Annotated in this window: 18 protein-coding genes; 15 read left to right on the top strand and 3 right to left on the bottom strand. The window is 73.7% G+C overall.

Features of this window, described 5'->3' with window-relative positions:
• The first annotated feature begins 200 nt into the window (after positions 1-200).
• Entirely contained in the window at positions 201-1,034 is an 834-nt protein-coding gene (locus tag ACFWPI_RS32960; protein WP_380376895.1) for a winged helix-turn-helix domain-containing protein, read from the top strand.
• An 81-nt stretch (positions 1,035-1,115) separates the two neighbouring features.
• Here the strand turns inward: ACFWPI_RS32960 and ACFWPI_RS32965 are convergent, their stop codons facing one another.
• Positions 1,116-1,898: an IclR family transcriptional regulator gene (locus ACFWPI_RS32965; RefSeq protein WP_380376893.1), complete on the bottom strand. Its 783-nt coding sequence runs from the start codon at positions 1,896-1,898 to the stop codon at positions 1,116-1,118.
• A 467-nt stretch (positions 1,899-2,365) separates the two neighbouring features.
• On the opposite strand from ACFWPI_RS32965, the gene ACFWPI_RS32970 reads away from it, so the two are divergent.
• The 6 genes from ACFWPI_RS32970 to ACFWPI_RS32995 all read left to right on the top strand — a co-directional run bounded on the left by ACFWPI_RS32970 (position 2,366) and on the right by ACFWPI_RS32995 (position 8,194).
• Positions 2,366-3,388, top strand: coding sequence for an ABC transporter substrate-binding protein (locus ACFWPI_RS32970; RefSeq protein WP_380376891.1), 1,023 nt, complete (start codon positions 2,366-2,368; stop codon positions 3,386-3,388).
• Positions 3,389-3,501: 113 nt separating this feature from the next.
• Complete coding sequence (locus tag ACFWPI_RS32975; protein WP_380376889.1) at positions 3,502-4,530, top strand: NrtA/SsuA/CpmA family ABC transporter substrate-binding protein; 1,029 nt, start codon at positions 3,502-3,504, stop codon at positions 4,528-4,530.
• Positions 4,527-5,393 (top strand): ABC transporter permease, encoded by an 867-nt coding sequence (locus tag ACFWPI_RS32980; RefSeq protein WP_380376886.1) that lies wholly within the window; start codon positions 4,527-4,529, stop codon positions 5,391-5,393. Before ACFWPI_RS32975 ends, ACFWPI_RS32980 begins: the two co-directional genes overlap by 4 nt.
• Positions 5,390-6,148 carry an ABC transporter ATP-binding protein gene (locus ACFWPI_RS32985; protein ID WP_380376884.1) on the top strand — a complete coding sequence of 253 codons (759 nt, stop codon included), beginning with the start codon at positions 5,390-5,392 and terminating at the stop codon, positions 6,146-6,148. Before ACFWPI_RS32980 ends, ACFWPI_RS32985 begins: the two co-directional genes overlap by 4 nt.
• Before the next feature lie 63 nt (positions 6,149-6,211).
• Entirely contained in the window at positions 6,212-7,117 is a 906-nt protein-coding gene (locus ACFWPI_RS32990; protein ID WP_380376881.1) for an ABC transporter substrate-binding protein, read from the top strand.
• A 3-nt stretch (positions 7,118-7,120) separates the two neighbouring features.
• Positions 7,121-8,194 carry an LLM class flavin-dependent oxidoreductase gene (locus ACFWPI_RS32995; protein ID WP_380376878.1) on the top strand — a complete coding sequence of 358 codons (1,074 nt, stop codon included), beginning with the start codon at positions 7,121-7,123 and terminating at the stop codon, positions 8,192-8,194.
• Between the two features lie 91 nt (positions 8,195-8,285).
• Here ACFWPI_RS32995 and ACFWPI_RS33000 read toward each other — a convergent pair whose 3' ends face one another.
• Positions 8,286-9,275 (bottom strand): aldo/keto reductase, encoded by a 990-nt coding sequence (locus ACFWPI_RS33000; protein WP_380376875.1) that lies wholly within the window; start codon positions 9,273-9,275, stop codon positions 8,286-8,288.
• 109 nt (positions 9,276-9,384) lie between these two features.
• On the opposite strand from ACFWPI_RS33000, the gene ACFWPI_RS33005 reads away from it, so the two are divergent.
• The 8 genes from ACFWPI_RS33005 to ACFWPI_RS33040 all read left to right on the top strand — a co-directional run bounded on the left by ACFWPI_RS33005 (position 9,385) and on the right by ACFWPI_RS33040 (position 14,751).
• Complete coding sequence (locus ACFWPI_RS33005) at positions 9,385-9,534, top strand: hypothetical protein (protein ID WP_380376872.1); 150 nt, start codon at positions 9,385-9,387, stop codon at positions 9,532-9,534.
• A gap of 172 nt (positions 9,535-9,706) precedes the next feature.
• Entirely contained in the window at positions 9,707-10,726 is a 1,020-nt protein-coding gene (locus ACFWPI_RS33010) for an LLM class flavin-dependent oxidoreductase (RefSeq protein WP_380340254.1), read from the top strand.
• 239 nt (positions 10,727-10,965) lie between these two features.
• Entirely contained in the window at positions 10,966-11,532 is a 567-nt protein-coding gene (locus ACFWPI_RS33015; RefSeq protein ID WP_380376869.1) for a TetR/AcrR family transcriptional regulator, read from the top strand.
• 154 nt (positions 11,533-11,686) lie between these two features.
• On the top strand, positions 11,687-12,313 hold the full coding sequence (locus ACFWPI_RS33020) for a DUF4865 family protein (RefSeq protein WP_380376866.1): 627 nt from the start codon (positions 11,687-11,689) through the stop codon (positions 12,311-12,313).
• A gap of 17 nt (positions 12,314-12,330) precedes the next feature.
• The gene (locus ACFWPI_RS33025) at positions 12,331-12,879 is read left to right on the top strand and encodes a carboxymuconolactone decarboxylase family protein (protein ID WP_380376863.1); all 549 of its coding nucleotides are present in this window, start codon (positions 12,331-12,333) and stop codon (positions 12,877-12,879) included.
• Entirely contained in the window at positions 12,876-13,859 is a 984-nt protein-coding gene (locus ACFWPI_RS33030; RefSeq protein ID WP_380376861.1) for a phosphotriesterase, read from the top strand. The genes ACFWPI_RS33025 and ACFWPI_RS33030 overlap by 4 nt, the downstream gene beginning before the upstream one ends.
• Positions 13,860-13,956: 97 nt before the next feature.
• On the top strand, positions 13,957-14,466 hold the full coding sequence (locus ACFWPI_RS33035; protein WP_380376859.1) for a GNAT family N-acetyltransferase: 510 nt from the start codon (positions 13,957-13,959) through the stop codon (positions 14,464-14,466).
• 162 nt (positions 14,467-14,628) lie between these two features.
• Positions 14,629-14,751 carry a hypothetical protein gene (locus ACFWPI_RS33040; protein WP_380376857.1) on the top strand — a complete coding sequence of 41 codons (123 nt, stop codon included), beginning with the start codon at positions 14,629-14,631 and terminating at the stop codon, positions 14,749-14,751.
• Between the two features lie 160 nt (positions 14,752-14,911).
• Here ACFWPI_RS33040 and ACFWPI_RS33045 read toward each other — a convergent pair whose 3' ends face one another.
• On the bottom strand, positions 14,912-15,676 hold the full coding sequence (locus ACFWPI_RS33045) for an SDR family NAD(P)-dependent oxidoreductase (RefSeq protein ID WP_063349995.1): 765 nt from the start codon (positions 15,674-15,676) through the stop codon (positions 14,912-14,914).
• Positions 15,677-15,768 lie beyond the last annotated feature (92 nt).

Below are 15,768 nucleotides of genomic sequence, written 5' to 3' on the forward strand. Positions count from 1 at the left end.
CGGGGACAGCCACCAGGGTCGCCTCGACCTTGAGCCGTTCTGGCCGTCCCGGCAGCCGCACCTGTTCGATCAGACGTGTCCGGGCTCGCCCAGCGCGTCCCGGCCCTCCGCAGGCTGATTCCGGATCAGCCCGGCAGTACGCCCGGTCGACGCGCAGACGACTCCACCCCGTCCGTCACGCGCGAAATGAGCGGCACACCATGTCTTCTTCATCCACGGCCACCCTGCCCCTGCCCTCCGCGACCCCGCATCTGCGCGCGGTCCGCTCCGTCCCGGGCGTCGCCCCGGTCGGCTCCGGCGTCTCCGGCGCGCCGGGCTCCTCCGCCTCCCCGCTCTCGCACGGCTCGCCGGCCGCCGAGCGATGGCCCGGGGGAGCGGTCCGGCCCTCTCACGCGATCCCGCCCCGTCCGGCGGGCGCGGGCGTCGTGCCCCAGCCGGGCGCGGTCCTCCCGGCCGCGCCGGCGGCCCTGCTCGCCGCGCTGCCCGAGGGGGCGACCGTCGTCGCCGCACTGCCGCAGGGCGCGCTGCCGCAGGGTCTACTCGCCCAGTACGGCACGCAGTTCGGCGCCGGTACCGGGAATCCGATGGTCGGGTACCTGGTGCTCGTGCCGGCCGACAGCCCGGTGGCGGCGGTGCCCGCCGGCGCGCCCCTCGGAGGGCCCTCGGGTGTACAGCACGTCGGTGCGCACGCCGGTGTGCACGTGAGTGTGCCCGCACAGGCCGGTGTTCGCCCGGTCCGACCGGCCGGGCGCGGCATCGCCGTCGACGCCGAGCGGCGCAACGCCTACGTCGACGGGCGGCTGCTCGACCTCACCTACCTGGAGTTCGAGCTGCTCGCCCACCTCACCGAGCACCCGCAGCGGGTGCACACCCGGGATCACCTGGTCTCGGCGGTCTGGGGTTACGGCCACGTCGGCGACGGCCGCACGGTCGACGTGCACGTCGCCCGGCTGCGCCGCAAGCTCGGACCGGGCTACCGGGACACGATCGTGACGGTCCGTCGGGTCGGATACAAGTACACCCCGGCCAGCTGATCGGCCATCGAACTTCCTGCCGCGGCGGGTTGCCCGTGCCATCGCGCAATGGGCAGCCCGCTGCGGCATTGTGACGTGTCGTCAGGCACGCTGATCAGGCGGCAGCAGCAGGACGGCGAGCGCGTCGGCGCAGGTGCGGGCGTGGCCCAGGAACCAGTCCAGGCGGTCGTCGGTCAGGTGCGCCGGGGTCGAGCGGACGGCCAGCGCGAACCGGGCCTGCCCGGTGCCGTCCAGGACGGGCACGGCCGCCGTCCGCACCCCGGCGGCCGACTCGCCGTCGTTGAGCGCGTACCCGGAGCTCCGGACCTTCGCCAACTCCTCGTCGAGCCGGGCCGGTTCGGTGATCGTCCGATCGGTGAACGACGGCAGCGGGCCGAGCGCCGACACCGCCGGCTCCCCCGGGCGCGGCCAGGCCAGCAGTACCTTGCCGAGCGCCGTGGAGTGCAGCGGCCGGCGCAGCCCGAGGCCGGTGTCCGGGCGGACGGAGGCTCCCACCAGGATGACCGCGTGCGGACCGCTGCGGATCGCGAGGTCCGCGGTCGCACCGGTGCGTCGGGACAGCCGGTCCAACTCGGGTGCGGCCAGGTGCAGTCCGCGCTGGTGGAAGGTGAGTTGGCCGAGTTCGGCGACCGCCGGGCCGAGCCGGTAGCGCGCGGTCTGCTCGTCCTGCTCCAGGAAGCCGGCGCTGACCAGCGTCCGGGCCAGCCGGTGCGCGGTGGAGACCGAGAGGTCCATCCGGCGGGCCAGGTCGGAGGCGCTCAGGTCGGGGCCGTTGTCGTGGAAGCAGTGCAGCAGCCCCAGCGCACGCTGGACGGCCTGCGCACCGGCCGGCGGGCCCTGGACGGCGGTGGCGGCCTCGGCCATGGCACCTCGCGTTTCGGTTCGGGAATCCGGCTGGATCACCGGGAGGAGTCTCAGCGTAGGGCAGCGAGTGCTGCGGGATTGTGTCGACGACGTTGCAATGGAATGGCGTTGATGAACAAGTGATCCCACCATGTGGCAAAACCTTGCCTCCGGCTCGATCGTCGTGGAACGCTCCTCCCATCGCGCCGGACGCCCGCCGCCCGGCGCACCACCCGCAACCCCGACCCGCAGGAAGGAGCGACGCCGTGACGATCCACCGGTGCCCCGTCTCCTGCGCGTGTTGTCGCTGACGCTCCCCTCGCGTCGCACCGTCCGGCGTTCCCCGCCTCGCGCGACCCACCGCCCCGCCCGACTCGCCACCTCGTGCAACTCCCCGACGCCCCGGCCCCGTGACCCGCGCGGCGTGCCCAGACCCGCAGCCTTCCGGCGCCCGCCGAACCCGCCCCCTCCGCAGAGGACCACACCCCGTGCCCAGCCCTTCCCCCAGTGCCCCCGACACCCTCTGGTTCACCCGCTGCCCGGTGCCCACCGCCACCGGGATCGCCGCCGACCAGGGGTGGCTCGCCCGCGAGTTCGCCGCCGACGGGATCGCCGTCCGCTCGCTCCAGGACGCCCCGCCGGAGGTGGCCGCCGACCACCACTACACCCACGCGCTCACCGGACTGTTCCGCGAGGGCGGCAACGTGCCGGCGCTGTGGGCCCGTTCGCGCGGCGAGCGGACCCGGCTGGTCGGCCTCACCTGGATCGAGGAGCGCCAGGTGGTCCTGGTCCGGGCCGGCAGCGGCATCACCGGCCCCGGCGACCTGCGCGGGTTGCGGCTGGCGGTCCCACATCATGACATCGGCATCGACTTCTGGCGGGCGATGGCCCTGGCCGGCTTCCGTGGCGCCCTCGGCCTCGCCGGGCTCACGCTGGACGACGCCGAGCTGGTCGACGTCCCGGGCCTGCCCGGCGGCGGGCAGTGGGCCGGCGAGCTGGCCGCGCTGTGGGACGGTGTGGTGGACGCCGTGTACGTGAAGGGGGCGCTCGCCGTCGAGGCGGCCCGCCGGGTCGGGGCGGAGGTGGCCGTGGAGCTGGACGCGGCGCCGGACCGCCGGGCCCGGGTCAACAACGGGACGCCTCGGCCGGTCACCGTCCACCAGCAACTGCTGGACGAGCAGCCGGAGCTGGTAGCCCGCTTCCTCGCCGTTCTGCTGGAGGCCGCCGACTGGGCGGCCGAGCGCCCGGCGGAGGTGGTGCGGATCCTGCGGGCCGAGACCGGCGCGGGCGCCGAGGGCGTGGCCGGGGCGTACGCACCGGGCAGCCACCGCACCCTGCACCTGGACCTCTCGGCGGAGCGCCTGGAGCTGCTGGCGCAGCAGGAACGTTTCCTCGGGGACCGGGGATTCCTCGCCTCCCCGGTCGACATCCCCGGCTGGGCCGACCCGGAACCCCTGCGCGCCGCCCACGAGCTGCTGCGCGAACGGCGCCGCGCCGCGGTGGGCGGCTGAGCGCCGCCCGGCCGCCGGCTGACAGATCACAACTAACAGATTTCAGCAGACAGATTTCAGATAACAGATTTCGAAAGTTGTCACTTGTCAGCTGTCCTTCGTTTGGAGACCCCGTGAAGACCCCCCGCCTCGCCCTCGCCGCCACCGCGCTGCTCGCCTCCACCGCACTGGCCGCCTGCGGCTCGTCCGCCGACGGGACCAAGGCCTCCGCCGACGGCGGGGCCGGCGGCAAGGCCGACGTGGTGCTCCGCCTGCCCGACCCCGGAAACAACGGGTTCCTCGCCCGCGGCAAGAAGGACGGCTCGCTGGACAAGGCGCTGGCCGCCGTCCACGCCAAGGTCGCCTGGACCGGCAGCGCGGGCCCGTTCGCCCCGGCCGCGCAGGCCCTGTCCGCCGACCAACTGGACGTCGCCCTGGGCTCGATCACCTCGGCCGTCGCCGCGCTCGCCCAGAAGCCCGGCTTCAAGCTGTTCGCCCAGACCGCGCCCGACGGCGTCGGCGAAGGGATCCTGGTGAAGAACGACTCGCCCATCAAGTCCGTCCAGGACCTGGTCGGCCGCAAGGTCGCCGTCTCCCAGGGTGGCACCAGCGAGTACCTGCTGCTCAAGGCGCTGGAGAAGAACGGCGTCCCGGCCGACAAGGTCGAGCGGGTCTACCTTCGCGCCGACCAGACGGCCGGTGTCTTCAACTCCGGCCAGGTGGACGCCTGGGCGACCTGGAACACCTTCTCCACGCCCACCATCGCCAACGCCGGGGCGCACTTCCTGGCCAACGGCAAGGAGGTCGGATCCGACAACTACGCCGTCTGGGCCGTCCGCAACGGCTTCGCCGACAAGCACCCCGAGGTGGTCAAGACCTTCTACACCTACCTGCGCGAGAACGGCCTCAAGGAGAAGGCGGACCCGGCCGCCTACCTCAACGTCTTCACCGACTCCGGCCCGACCGCCGTCACCCCCGCCGAGAAGGACATCGCGGTGAACGTCAGCGGGCAGGGCGCCGCCGCGGAGGCCATCTCCGACGCCGACACCGCCCGCTTCGGCACCGTCGCCCGGTTCTTCGCCGACCAGAAGGTCACCAAGCAACTCGTGGACGTCAAGCCGTACCTGATCGACATCAACAAGCTCGGGGACGGTGCCAAGTGACCACCGCCGCCCCCGACCGCACCACCGACGAGACCCGCCTCGCCCTCGACGCCGGACTCGTCACCCCGCACACCAGGCGGCAGCGACCCCGCCCGCGCGCCCTCGCCGTGATCCTGCGCACCCTGGGCCCGCTCGCCCTGCTCGGCGGCTGGGCGCTCGCCTCCGCCACCGGCGCCCTCACCCAGGACGTCCTCGCCTCACCCGCCCAGGTCGCCGGAGCCGTCGGCGAGTTGTGGGGCAACGGCCAGCTCACCGATGCCCTCGGGGTCTCCCTCACCCGGGCCGGCCTCGGCCTGCTCTTCGGCGCGACCACCGGTCTGGTGCTCGGCGTGGTCACCGGCTTCACCCGGCTCGGCGAGGAACTGCTCGACTCCGCGATCCAGGTGCTGCGCACCGTCCCGTTCCTGGCGCTGGTCCCGCTGTTCATGGTGTGGTTCGGCATCACCGAGACCGCGAAGGTCGCCCTGATCGGCGTCGCCACCAGCTTCCCGATGTACGTGTCCGCCTCCGGCGGCGTCCGTAACACCGACCGCAAGCTGGTCGAGGCGATGCGCAGCTTCGGGCTCGGCCGCTGGGCCATCGTGCGCACCGTCGTCCTGCCCGGCGCGCTGCCCGCCCTGCTGTCCGGTCTGCGGCTGTCGATGACGCTCAGCGTGATCGCCCTGATCGCCGCCGAGGAGATCAACTCCACCGAGGGGATCGGGTACTTGATGGCCCAGGCCCAGAACTACTCGCGCACCGACATCCTCGCCGTCTGCATCCTGATCTACGGGCTGCTCGGCCTCACCGCCGACGCGGTCGTCCGGGTCCTGGAACGCCTCCTCATGCCGTGGCGCCAGGCCGTCCAGGGAGCAGCCCGATGAGCACCGCCACCTCCGCCACTTCCGCCACTTCCGTGCCTGCGACCGCCGCTCCCGCGGCCGCCGCTCCGGCCGTCCATCTGCGGGGCCTGCGCCGGGTGTTCGGCACCCGGGCTGTCCTTGATGGCGTCGATCTCTCCATCGCCCGGGGCGAGTTCGTCGCCCTGCTGGGCGCCAGCGGCACCGGCAAGACCACCCTGCTGCGCATCCTCGGCGCGCTCGACTGGGCCGACGAGGGCACCGTGCTCGTCCCGCCGGTGCGTACGGTGGTCTTCCAGGAGCCCCGACTCGTCCCGTCCAAGCGGGTGTTGGCCAACGTCACGGTCGGCCTGCCGCGCGGCGCCGCCACCCGGGAGACCGGACTCAAGGCGCTCGCCGAGGTCGGCCTGGACAAGCACGCCGACGCCTGGCCGGCCACCCTCTCGGGCGGCGAGGCGCAGCGCGTCGCCCTCGCCCGGGCCCTCGTCCGCGAACCCCAACTGCTGTTGCTCGACGAGCCGTTCGCCGCACTGGACGCGCTCACCCGACTGCGCATGCAGGACCTGGTCGGCGACCTCGTCCGCCGCCACCGCCCCGCCGTGCTGCTGGTCACCCACGACGTGGAGGAGGCCGTCCGGCTCGCCGACCGCGTCGCCGTCCTGCGTGACGGCTTGCTCGTGCGCGACGAACCGGTCGCCGTCGACCACCCCCGCGACCCCGCCGACCCGGCCTTCGCCGACCTGCGCCGCAGACTGCTGGCCGACCTCGGCGTCCACTGACCCGTAAGCGGCCCCACCGAACCGTCCTCAAGACCGCCCGCCCGCACCACCGGAGTTGAACAGATGACCGTGACCCTCGGCGTCCACGCCGGCAACCCCTCGCTCTACTACCTCGCCCGACTGCCCTACCTGGACGAGGAACTGGCCCCGCTCGGCGAGACCGGCGCCTTCCACCACTATGCCGACGGCACCCGCACCGGTGCGCTGCTCGCCGACGGCACCATCGACTTCGGCGGGACGGGCTCGACCCCGCCGGTCACCGCCCAGGCGGCCGGCCACGACCTGGTGTACGCGGCGGTCTCCGCACCCCGGCCCGACCACGGCGCCCTGCTGGTGCTGGACGGCGGCCCGGTCCAGGCGGTGGCGGACCTCAAGGGCGGCACCGTCGTGCTGGGCATCGGATCCTGGCAGACCCATCTGCTCGCCAAGGCCCTGCACGCGCAGGGGCTTTCGTACGCCGAGGACGTCACCCCGGTGCGCCCGGCGGCCGGCGAGGACCAGGCCCAGCGGCTGCGCGACGGCGAGATCGCGGGGTGGATCGCCCAGGGCGCCGAACTGGCCGCCGCCCGCCGGAGCGGGGGCTTTCGGGAGCTGATCCGCACCGGCGACGTCATCACCGACCGCTCGGTGTTCTTCACCCGCCGGGACTTCGCGACCGGGCGCCCCGAGGTGGTCGCCGCGATTGCCGCCGCGCTGCGCCGGGCGGACGCCTGGGTGGCCGCCCACCCGGCCGAGGCGGCCGCGATCGCGGCGGAGCAGCTGGGCGGCTCGGCCGTCGACTGGCAGACGGCGCTGGCCGCACTGCCGTGGCAACTGGAGCCCGCCACCGCCGGGTTCATCGCCGAGCAGCAGGAGGCCGCGGACATCTTCCACGGGGTCGGGTTCATCGACCGGGCGCTGACCGTCGCCGACGCCCATCTGCCCGCGCTGGAGGCCCCGGTGGCCGCCGCGCTCGCCAAGGCGGTCTGAACCATGGCCTCCGAAGTCCTCTGGTACATCATCCCGCGCGAGGGCCACTACCCGTGGGAGCCGGCCGGCCGCCGCCCGGTGGATCTCCGCTACCTGCAGCAACTGGCGGGAAGCGTCGAGCGGTTGGGCTACACCGGCGCCCTGCTCGCGACCGACCTCTACGACGTGTGGACGCTCGGCAGTGCGCTCGCGGCCGTCACCACCCCGGCGTTCAAGCCGCTGCTGGCCGTCCACCCGGGGCTGGTCTCGCCCACCCTGCTGGCAAAGATGGCGCTCAGCTTCGACCGGATGCACGGCGGCCGACTGCGGTTCAACGTGGTCAACGGCTCGACCGCGCAACTGCGCGAGTACGGACTGGACGTCGAGCACGACGACCGCTACCGGCTCAGCGCCGAGTACTGGTCGATCGTCAAGCGCCTGACCGCCGGCGAAGTCTTCGACCACAAAGGCGAGTTCTACGAACTGAAGAACGCGGGCGCGAGCCTGCGGGAGCTGGCGCCGGTCCAGCCCGGTGGCATCCCGCTCTGGTTCGGCGGCAGTTCGGCGGCCGGCATCGAGATGGCGGCCGAGCGCGTGGACGTCTACCTGACCTGGGGCGAGCCGCCGCACCTGCTCAAGGAGAAGTTGGACCTGGTCCGGGCGCGGGCCGCCGCCCACGGCCGGACCCTGCGGATCGGGCTGCGGCTGCACCTGATCGTCCGCGATACCGAGGACGAGGCCTGGGCGGCCGCCGACCGCCTGCTCGACGTCACCAGCGAGGCCACGTACGCCCGCCAACTGGGCGGCGCGAAGGGTGAGGACGGGGTCGGCTGGCAGCGGCAGTTCCGCCAGCACGGCGGCAAGGTGCCCGCACGGGCCCGGGAGCTGGAGGCCTACCCGAACCTCTGGCCGGGAATGAGCCTGTTCCGCCCCGGCCCCGGTACGGCGGTGGTCGGCTCTACGGCCCAGGTGGTCGAGCGGTTGCAGGAGTTCGAGTCGCTGGGCGTCGACACCTTCATCCTCTCCGGTAACCCCCTGCTGGAGGAGGCCCACCGGGTTGCAGAAACGGTACTGCCCGCCCTGGGCATCCGCCGCTGACGGCTGACAGGTGACAACTAACAGCTGACAGATGATGAAATCTGTCAGCTGTTAGTTGTTCGCCCGTTCCGGCGGCAAGCCCCCTACCCGCTCAGAGGCTGAGTCGGTCGATCTCCGCGAGCTCCTCCGCGGTCAGCGGACCGCCCGCGAGCGCGTCGATGTTCTGGTCCAGCTGGGCGACGCTGCTCGCCCCGATGATCACCGAGACCACCCGCGGGTCCCGCAGGACCCAGCACAGCGCGAGCTGCGCCAGCGTCTGCCCGCGCCGCTCGGCGACCTTGTTGAGTGCCCGCAGCTGCTCCAGCTTCGGCCCGCTGAGCGCCTCCTCGGTCAGGAACCGCCCGACCGACATCCGCGAACCGGCCGGCACCTCGCCCGACAGGTAGCGATCCGTCAGCAGGCCCTGGGCGAGCGGCGAGTAGGCGATGAGGCTGGTCCGGGTCTCGCCCACCGCGTCCAGCACGCCCTCCTCCACGTACCGGTTGAGGATCGAGTACGCCGACTGGTTCAGCAGCACCGGCGTGCCCAGCTCGCGCAGGATCGCCACCGCCTCCCGGTGCTGCTCCGTCGGGTAGTTGGAGATCGCCGCGTACAGCGCCTTGCCCGAGCGCACCGCGCTGTCCAGCGCGCCCATCGTTTCCTCGAGCGGGGTGTCCGGGTCGTAGCGGTGGGAGTAGAAGACGTCGACGTAGTCCAGCCCCATCCGGTCCAGCGACTGGTCCAGGCTGGCCAGCAGGTACTTGCGGCTGCCGCCGTTGCCGTACGGGCCCGGCCACATGTCCCAGCCGGCCTTGCTGGCGATGAACAGCTCGTCGCGGTACGGGCGGAAGTCCTGGGCGAACAGGTAGCCGAAGTTGCGTTCGGCGCTGCCGTACGGCGGACCGTAGTTGTTCGCGAGGTCGAAGTGGGTGATCCCCCGGTCGAAGGCGCGGCGCAGCACCGCGCGCTGGACCTCCAGCGGCTGGGCGTCACCGAAGTTGTGCCAGAGGCCGAGCGAGACGGCCGGCAGCTGAACGCCGCTGCGGCCGGCCTTGCGGTAGGTCATCGAGGCATAGCGGTCATCCGCGGCGAGGTAGCTCATGCCGGACATCTTGCCAGTCGTCGCGGGCGGATCAAGCCCTTGCCCCGTTTCTGACCGGTGCTTATGCTCGCGGGGGATCGTACGCGTGCGAGGCGAAGGGGGAGTCGCGATGACCGTCCAGGCTGTGACCGCACCCGCGACCGCACCCGCGACCGCAACCGTGGTCGCGGCCACGGCCACGGCCACGGCCATGACCGCACCCGCGATCGCGACCGCCGTGCCCCGCTGTTGTCGTCGCCGCCGCTGCACCTCGCGCTGACGCCGCCCCAGAGCCGCTCCGCCGCGATCCCCTCCCGGTGCCGCCCGCGTGAGCGCAGCCCGTACCCGGGCGTTCCGCGCGGGCCGCCGCCGCCCCTCCTCGGCAGCCGTGCCCGCGCCTCGGGTCAGGGCGTCGCGCCGAGGCCCCATCGAGCGCCCCCAAGGAGACCGCCGTGCGGTTCACCGTCTCGTCCCTCGTCGCCAACGGACCCGATCCCGTGACCGGCGTCCAGCGCACCCCGCAGGAGAAGCTGTGGAACGTCATCGACCAGGCGGTCGTGGCCGAGCAACTCGGTTACGACGGCTACGGCGTGGGGGAGCGGCACGGTGAACCGTTCCTCTCTCCGGCGCCGCCGGTGCTGCTCAGCGCGATAGCGGCCCGCACCTCCACCATCCGGCTGTTCACCACGGTGACGGTGCTGAGCATCCTGGATCCGGTCCGGGTCGCCGAGGACTACGCCCTGCTCGACCAGCTCTCCGGAGGCAGGGTCGAGTTGATCATCGGCAAGGGCAACGACCCGCGGCACTTCGACCTGTTCGGCCTGCCCGAGGAGCGCCAGTGGGATGCGCTCGCCGAGAACTACGGCCTGTTGCGCCGACTCTGGCGTGAGGAGAGGGTGACCTGGGAGGGCTCGACCCGCCCGCCGCTCAAGGACGCGGCCGTGTCGCCGCGCCCGTTGCAGGACCCGATCCCGGTGTGGCACGGCAGCGCGACCAGCACCCAGTCCACCGACCTGGCCGCCCGTTACGGTGACCCGCTCTTCTCCGCCAACTCCTTCCACCCGCTGGCCAAGTACCGCTCCCTGGTGGAGCACTACCGCGAGCGCTGGGCGCACTACGGGCGCGATCCGAGGGAGGCCAGGGTGGGCGCGAGCTTCGGCGGGCTGTACGTCGCCAAGCGCTCGCAGGACGCGGTCGAGGGCTTCCGTCCGTACTGGGACGCGATGTTCAGTTCGGCGGCCGGCCGGCACAACAAGTCGCCGTTCACCTCGCTGGAGGACGCGTTGGAACACGGTTCGGCCCTGGTCGGAAGCCCGCAGCAGGTGATCGAGAAGATCCACCGCTATCACGAGGCCTTCGGCAACGAGGTGGTCGGGATCGGAGTCGACGCCCTGACGGAAGGGGCGCAGCGGGAGCAGTTGGAGCTGTTCGCGGCCGAGGTCGCCCCGGTGGTCAGGCGCGAGCTTCCGTGAGCGCCCGCCCGACGTGACGCGCGCCACCGGCCGCGGTGGAGTGCCGCCGGTCGGGGCGGGGGAGACGAGCGGGCGAGGGGCCGTGGCCGCCGGGGGGCGGCGCACGGCCCTCGGCCGTCCCCGGCGCGAACCCGTCGGCCCGCCTCGTCCCCGGCGCGAACTCGTCCGCCCGCCCCGCGTCCGCGTCGAGCTGGGAAATTCCTGGCCTTCTGTACCTACTGGTATGTACAGTGGTTCGCATGACCACCCAGGACCGCCTCATCGAGAGCACCCAGGCACTCCTCTGGGAGCGCGGCTACGTCGGCACCAGCCCCAAGGCCATCCAGCAGCACGCCGGTGTCGGCCAGGGCAGCATGTACCACCACTTCGCCGGCAAGCCCGACCTCGCCGCAGCCGCCCTGCGCCGCAGCGCCGAGCAACTGCGGGGAGTCGCCGCCGCCGACCTGTCCGCCCCCGGCGGCGCGTACGACCGCATCGCCGCCTACCTGCACCGCGACCGTGACGTGCTGCGCGGCTGCCGGATCGGCCGGATGGCCCAGGACCCGGACGTCATCGCCGACCCCGAACTGCGCGCCCCCGTCGAGGAGACCTTCGACTGGCTGCGCGCCCGGATCGCCGAGTTGGTGGCCGAGGGCCAGGCCGCGGGCGAGCTCGTCCCCGGTGTCGACCCGGCCGACACCGCCGCCGCCGTGGTCGCCGTCGTCCAGGGCGGCTACGTCCTGGCCCGCGCGGCCGGCCGGGCCGAGCCCTTCGATCAGGCCGTACGCGGCGCCCTCGGCCTGCTCGCCGCCCAGCGCACCGCCTGACCCGCGCCGCGCACGGCTGAGCGGCCGCGTGACCGCGAGGCCGCGCGCGTGACCGACTGACCGCGTGACCGCGTGACCGCGTGACCGCGAGACCGGCCGCGTGACCGACTGGCCGAGCGATCCCCGCTCGACGATCCGACCGAGGAGACCCGCCGTGCACGCCATGCAGTACGAGATCACCCTCCCCGCCGACTACGACCTGGGGATCATCCGCAAGCGCGTCGCCGACAAGGGCCATCTGCTCGATGCGCACCCGGGCCTCGGGCTCAAGGCGTACCTGGTCCGCGAGCGGGGCCGCGACGGGTCGCCCGTCAACCAGTACGCGCCGTTCTACCTCTGGCGCACCGCCGAGGGCATGAACAGCTTCCTCTGGGGACCGGGCTTTCGCGGCCTGAGCGCCGACTTCGGCCGCCCGGCCGTCCGTCACTGGCTCGGCGCCGGTCTGGCCCACGGCGCCGTGCCGGACGCTCCGGCGACCTCGACCTCGACCTCGACCTCGACTGCGACCACAACCGCGACCTCGATCACGGCTACCCGGCACATCGTCAGGCTCCCCGAGTCCGACGATCCCGCCGAGGCGGTCGAGCGGGCCCTCGCCGAGTCCCCCGCGCACCCCGCTCTGCACACCGCCGCCGTCGCGGTGGATCCGAGCCGCTGGGAGCTGGTCCGCTTCGCCCTCTGGTACGGCCCGGCCCCGGACGACGTGCCGGGCATCCGCTACCAGGTGCTGCACCTGTCCCGTCCCGAACTCGACCGGCTGCCCGGCGGCCGACACTGGTGAAAGGTTTCGCCACTTCCATGACCAGCCCCATGACCGCGACCGTCACCCCCGCGACCGCCCCCGTCACCCCCGCGACCGCGACCGCCGTCCCGGCCCCCGCCCCGATGACACCGGCCGACCTGACCCCCGCGCCGCTCGACCGCGAAGCCGGCTACGCCCTGCTCGCCGACCTCGCCGGCCCGGTCGCCGCCGCGACCCTCGGCGGCCTGGACGGTCTCGCGCCCGGCTTCCCCGACTGGATCGTCACCAGTCTCTTCGGCGGCACCTACCAGCGCCCCGGCCTCGCCCTGCGCGACCGGCAGGTGGCCAACCTGGCCGCGCTCACCGCCCTCGGCGGCGTGGAGCCGCAGCTCGCCGACCACGTCCGCAACAGTCTGCGGATCGGCCTGACCAGGGAGGAGATCACCGAGGTCATCGTCCACCTCGCCCCCTACGTCGGCGTCCCCAAGGCCCTGGCCGGCCTGCGCGTCGCCACCGCCACCTTCGCCGAGGCGCCCCCGACCGAGGCGCCCCCGGCTGCCGCAGACCCGACCCCGGTATCCCCGACCGAGGAGGACCGGGCATGACCCCCACGATCCGTACCGTCCTCGGCGACCTCGACCCCGCGGAACTCGGTGCCACCGACTCCCACGACCACCTCTTCATCCGCAGCCCCCTGCTCCCCGGTGAGGAACTGGACGACCCGGCCGCCGCCGAGGGCGCCCTGCGCGCCTTCGCGGCGGTCGGCGGACGGTCGTTCGTCCAGTGGACCCCGTACGGCATGGGCCGCGGAGCGGACTCCCTCGCGAGGCTCTCCCGCGTGACCGGAGTCCACGTCGTCGCCGCCACCGGCCTGCACCAGGCGGCCCACTACGACCCGGACACCCTCCGCGCCCTGTACGACGGGCTGGCCGAACGCTTCACCGCCGAACTCACCACCGGGCTGACGGCCGAACCGGCCACCGAACCGCCTGGACCGCCTGGACCGCCCGCAGCCCCCGAGGCCCCCGAAGCACCCGCGTCGCCCGCGGCCGTCCGGGCGGGCCTGATCAAGGTCGCCTGCGACCCCGGGACCACCACGGCGCACACCCGCCGGGTGATGGCCGCGGCCGCCGACGCGCACCACGCCACCGGTGCCCCGATCGCCGTTCACCTCGAACCCCGAGCCCACCCGCACCTCGTACTGAACCGGCTGCACGTTCGACACGGCGTCCCGCCCCACCGGATCATCCTCGGCCACCTCACCCGGCTGCCGGATGTGCGGGTGCACCGCGAACTCGCGGCGGAAGGCGTCTACTTCGCGCTGGACAGCCCCTCCCGGGCCGGCCACCCGGCCGACCACCAGGCCTTCGACGTCATCGCCGACCTCGTCGAGGCCGGCCACGCCTCCCGACTCCTCCTCGGCGCCGACACCACCACCCGCACCGCCCGTCGGGCCGGCGGCCGGACCGAGCTGCTCAACGACCTCGTCCCACGGCTCGCCCGCACCTTCGGCCCCGAACTGCCCGGCCTCCTCCTCACCGCCAACCCGGCCGCCGCCTTCGCCACCGACTGGCGCACGCCCTGAACCGTCCCTGCTCGGCTCGCCCCGGTCTCGACCCCGGCCGCAGGCCGACCCCGGGCCTTCGGCGAAGGCCCGCCGCCCACGCCCTACCGTGACGGCCATGGTGACCCTGCGCATCCTCACGACCGACGACTGGCCGCTCTGGCGCGACCTACGCCTCGCCGCCCTCTCCGACGCGCCGCACGCCTTCAAGGCCCGCCTGGCGGACTGGCACCACGGCGGCGAGGGACGGTGGCGCGCCCGGTTGCACCTGCCGGGCGCCCACCACGTCGCGGCGCTGCTGGACGGTCCGGCCGGTTCGGATGGTCCGGACGCCACTCCCGTCGGCCTGGCGGACGGCCTCCCCGGAGCCGACGGCGTACGGGAGTTGCGCTCGGTATGGGTCGGACCGAAGGCGCGCGGCAGGGGCGTCGCCGACCGCCTGCTGGAGGAGGTCGAGCGCTGGGCCCGCGCATCCGGTGGCAGCACGCTGCGCCTCGCGGTGCTCCCCGGCAACGAACCCGCGATCACGCTCTACCGCCGGCACGGCTTCACCGTGCTTGCCGAGCCCGGCGGGCCGTTCGCCGGCGGGGCCACCCGGGAGCTCGTGATGGCGAAGTCGCTGCGCTGACGGTTGCAGCTGACGGCCGGACGGGCCGGGCGGGCCGGTCACCCGCCGATCCACCCCGCCACTCGCTCGACGGCCGCGAACGCACCGAAAGCGAGCAGCCGCGTCAGCTCCCCGTCGCCGGCCGCGGGCCGAACGGCGCGCCAGGCGGCCACGTCGGCCTCCGTGAGCCGGTACGGCGCGAGGACGGTGGGCGGCCGGACGCTCGGGTGCGGCGAGCCCGGCCAGGTACGGGCCGACCGCGACACCGCCGTCCTCGCCGCGGCCCGCAACGGCTGCCTCGGCTGACCCGAGCGGCCTTCACGAGCCAGCGGCCGTCACGAGTCAGCGGCCTTCACGAGCCCGGCGCTCGTCATGCGCCCGGCCCCGCCGTCCGCGACGTGACGGTGGGGCCCGTGTCACCGGGGGGAGTGGCTGGGGCCCCACCGTCGTGCTGCCGTCCGGCGGCTCACATGTGGGTGCCGCCGTCGATGCGCAGCTCGGTGCCGGTGACGAACGCGCCGTCGTCGGAGGCCAGCATCGCGATCACCCCGGCCACCGTCTCCGGACCCGCGAAGCCCTGGCCGAGGGCCGGGGCGAGCTTGGCGAGCAGGCTGAAGTCGGCGTCGGCGGGCAGCCCCGGGTTGTGGGTCATGCCGCTGTCGATGCTGCCCGGCGCGACGCAGACCGCACGCAGGCCCTGCTTCGCGTACTCGGAGGCGATGGCGTGGGTGAAGGACTGGATGCCGCCCTTGGTCGCGGCGTACGCGGCCATGTAGGGGTGGGCGAAGCTCGCCGAGGTGGAGCTGAAGTTGACCACCACGCCCCTGCCGCCCGCGAGCAGCGCGGGGAGCGCCTCGCGGGTCATCAGGAAGGTGCCGGTCAGGTTGACCGCGAGGAGCTTGTTCCAGAACTCCAGGCTGGTCTCGTGGGTGTGCGAGGAGCGGAGGATGCCGGCCGCGTTGACCAGGGCGTCCAGCCCGCCGAGGTCCGTGATCGCCGCCGCGACGCCGGTGACGACGGCCGCCTCGTCCGAGATGTCCAGGACCTGGATGGCCAGGCGGTCCGCGGTGCCGTCGACGGTCGCGCGGTCCAGGGTCGTCTTCAGACCGTCCTCGTCGACGTCGACGGCGACGACCTTCCCTCCCTCGGCGAGGATCCGGTGCACGGTCGCCTGGCCGATGCCAGAGCCGCCGCCGGTGATCAGGACGTTCCGTCCGCTGAAGCGCTCCAGTCGGGTAGCCGGGGTGCGTTGCCGCACCCCGGCCCCCTCAGAACCGGACGTGCGGGTCGTCCCCGCATCCGGCTCAAGCGGACCCTGCTGGC

Source organism: Kitasatospora sp. NPDC058492, from assembly GCF_042720685.1.
In the GTDB taxonomy this organism is placed as follows: domain Bacteria; phylum Actinomycetota; class Actinomycetes; order Streptomycetales; family Streptomycetaceae; genus Kitasatospora.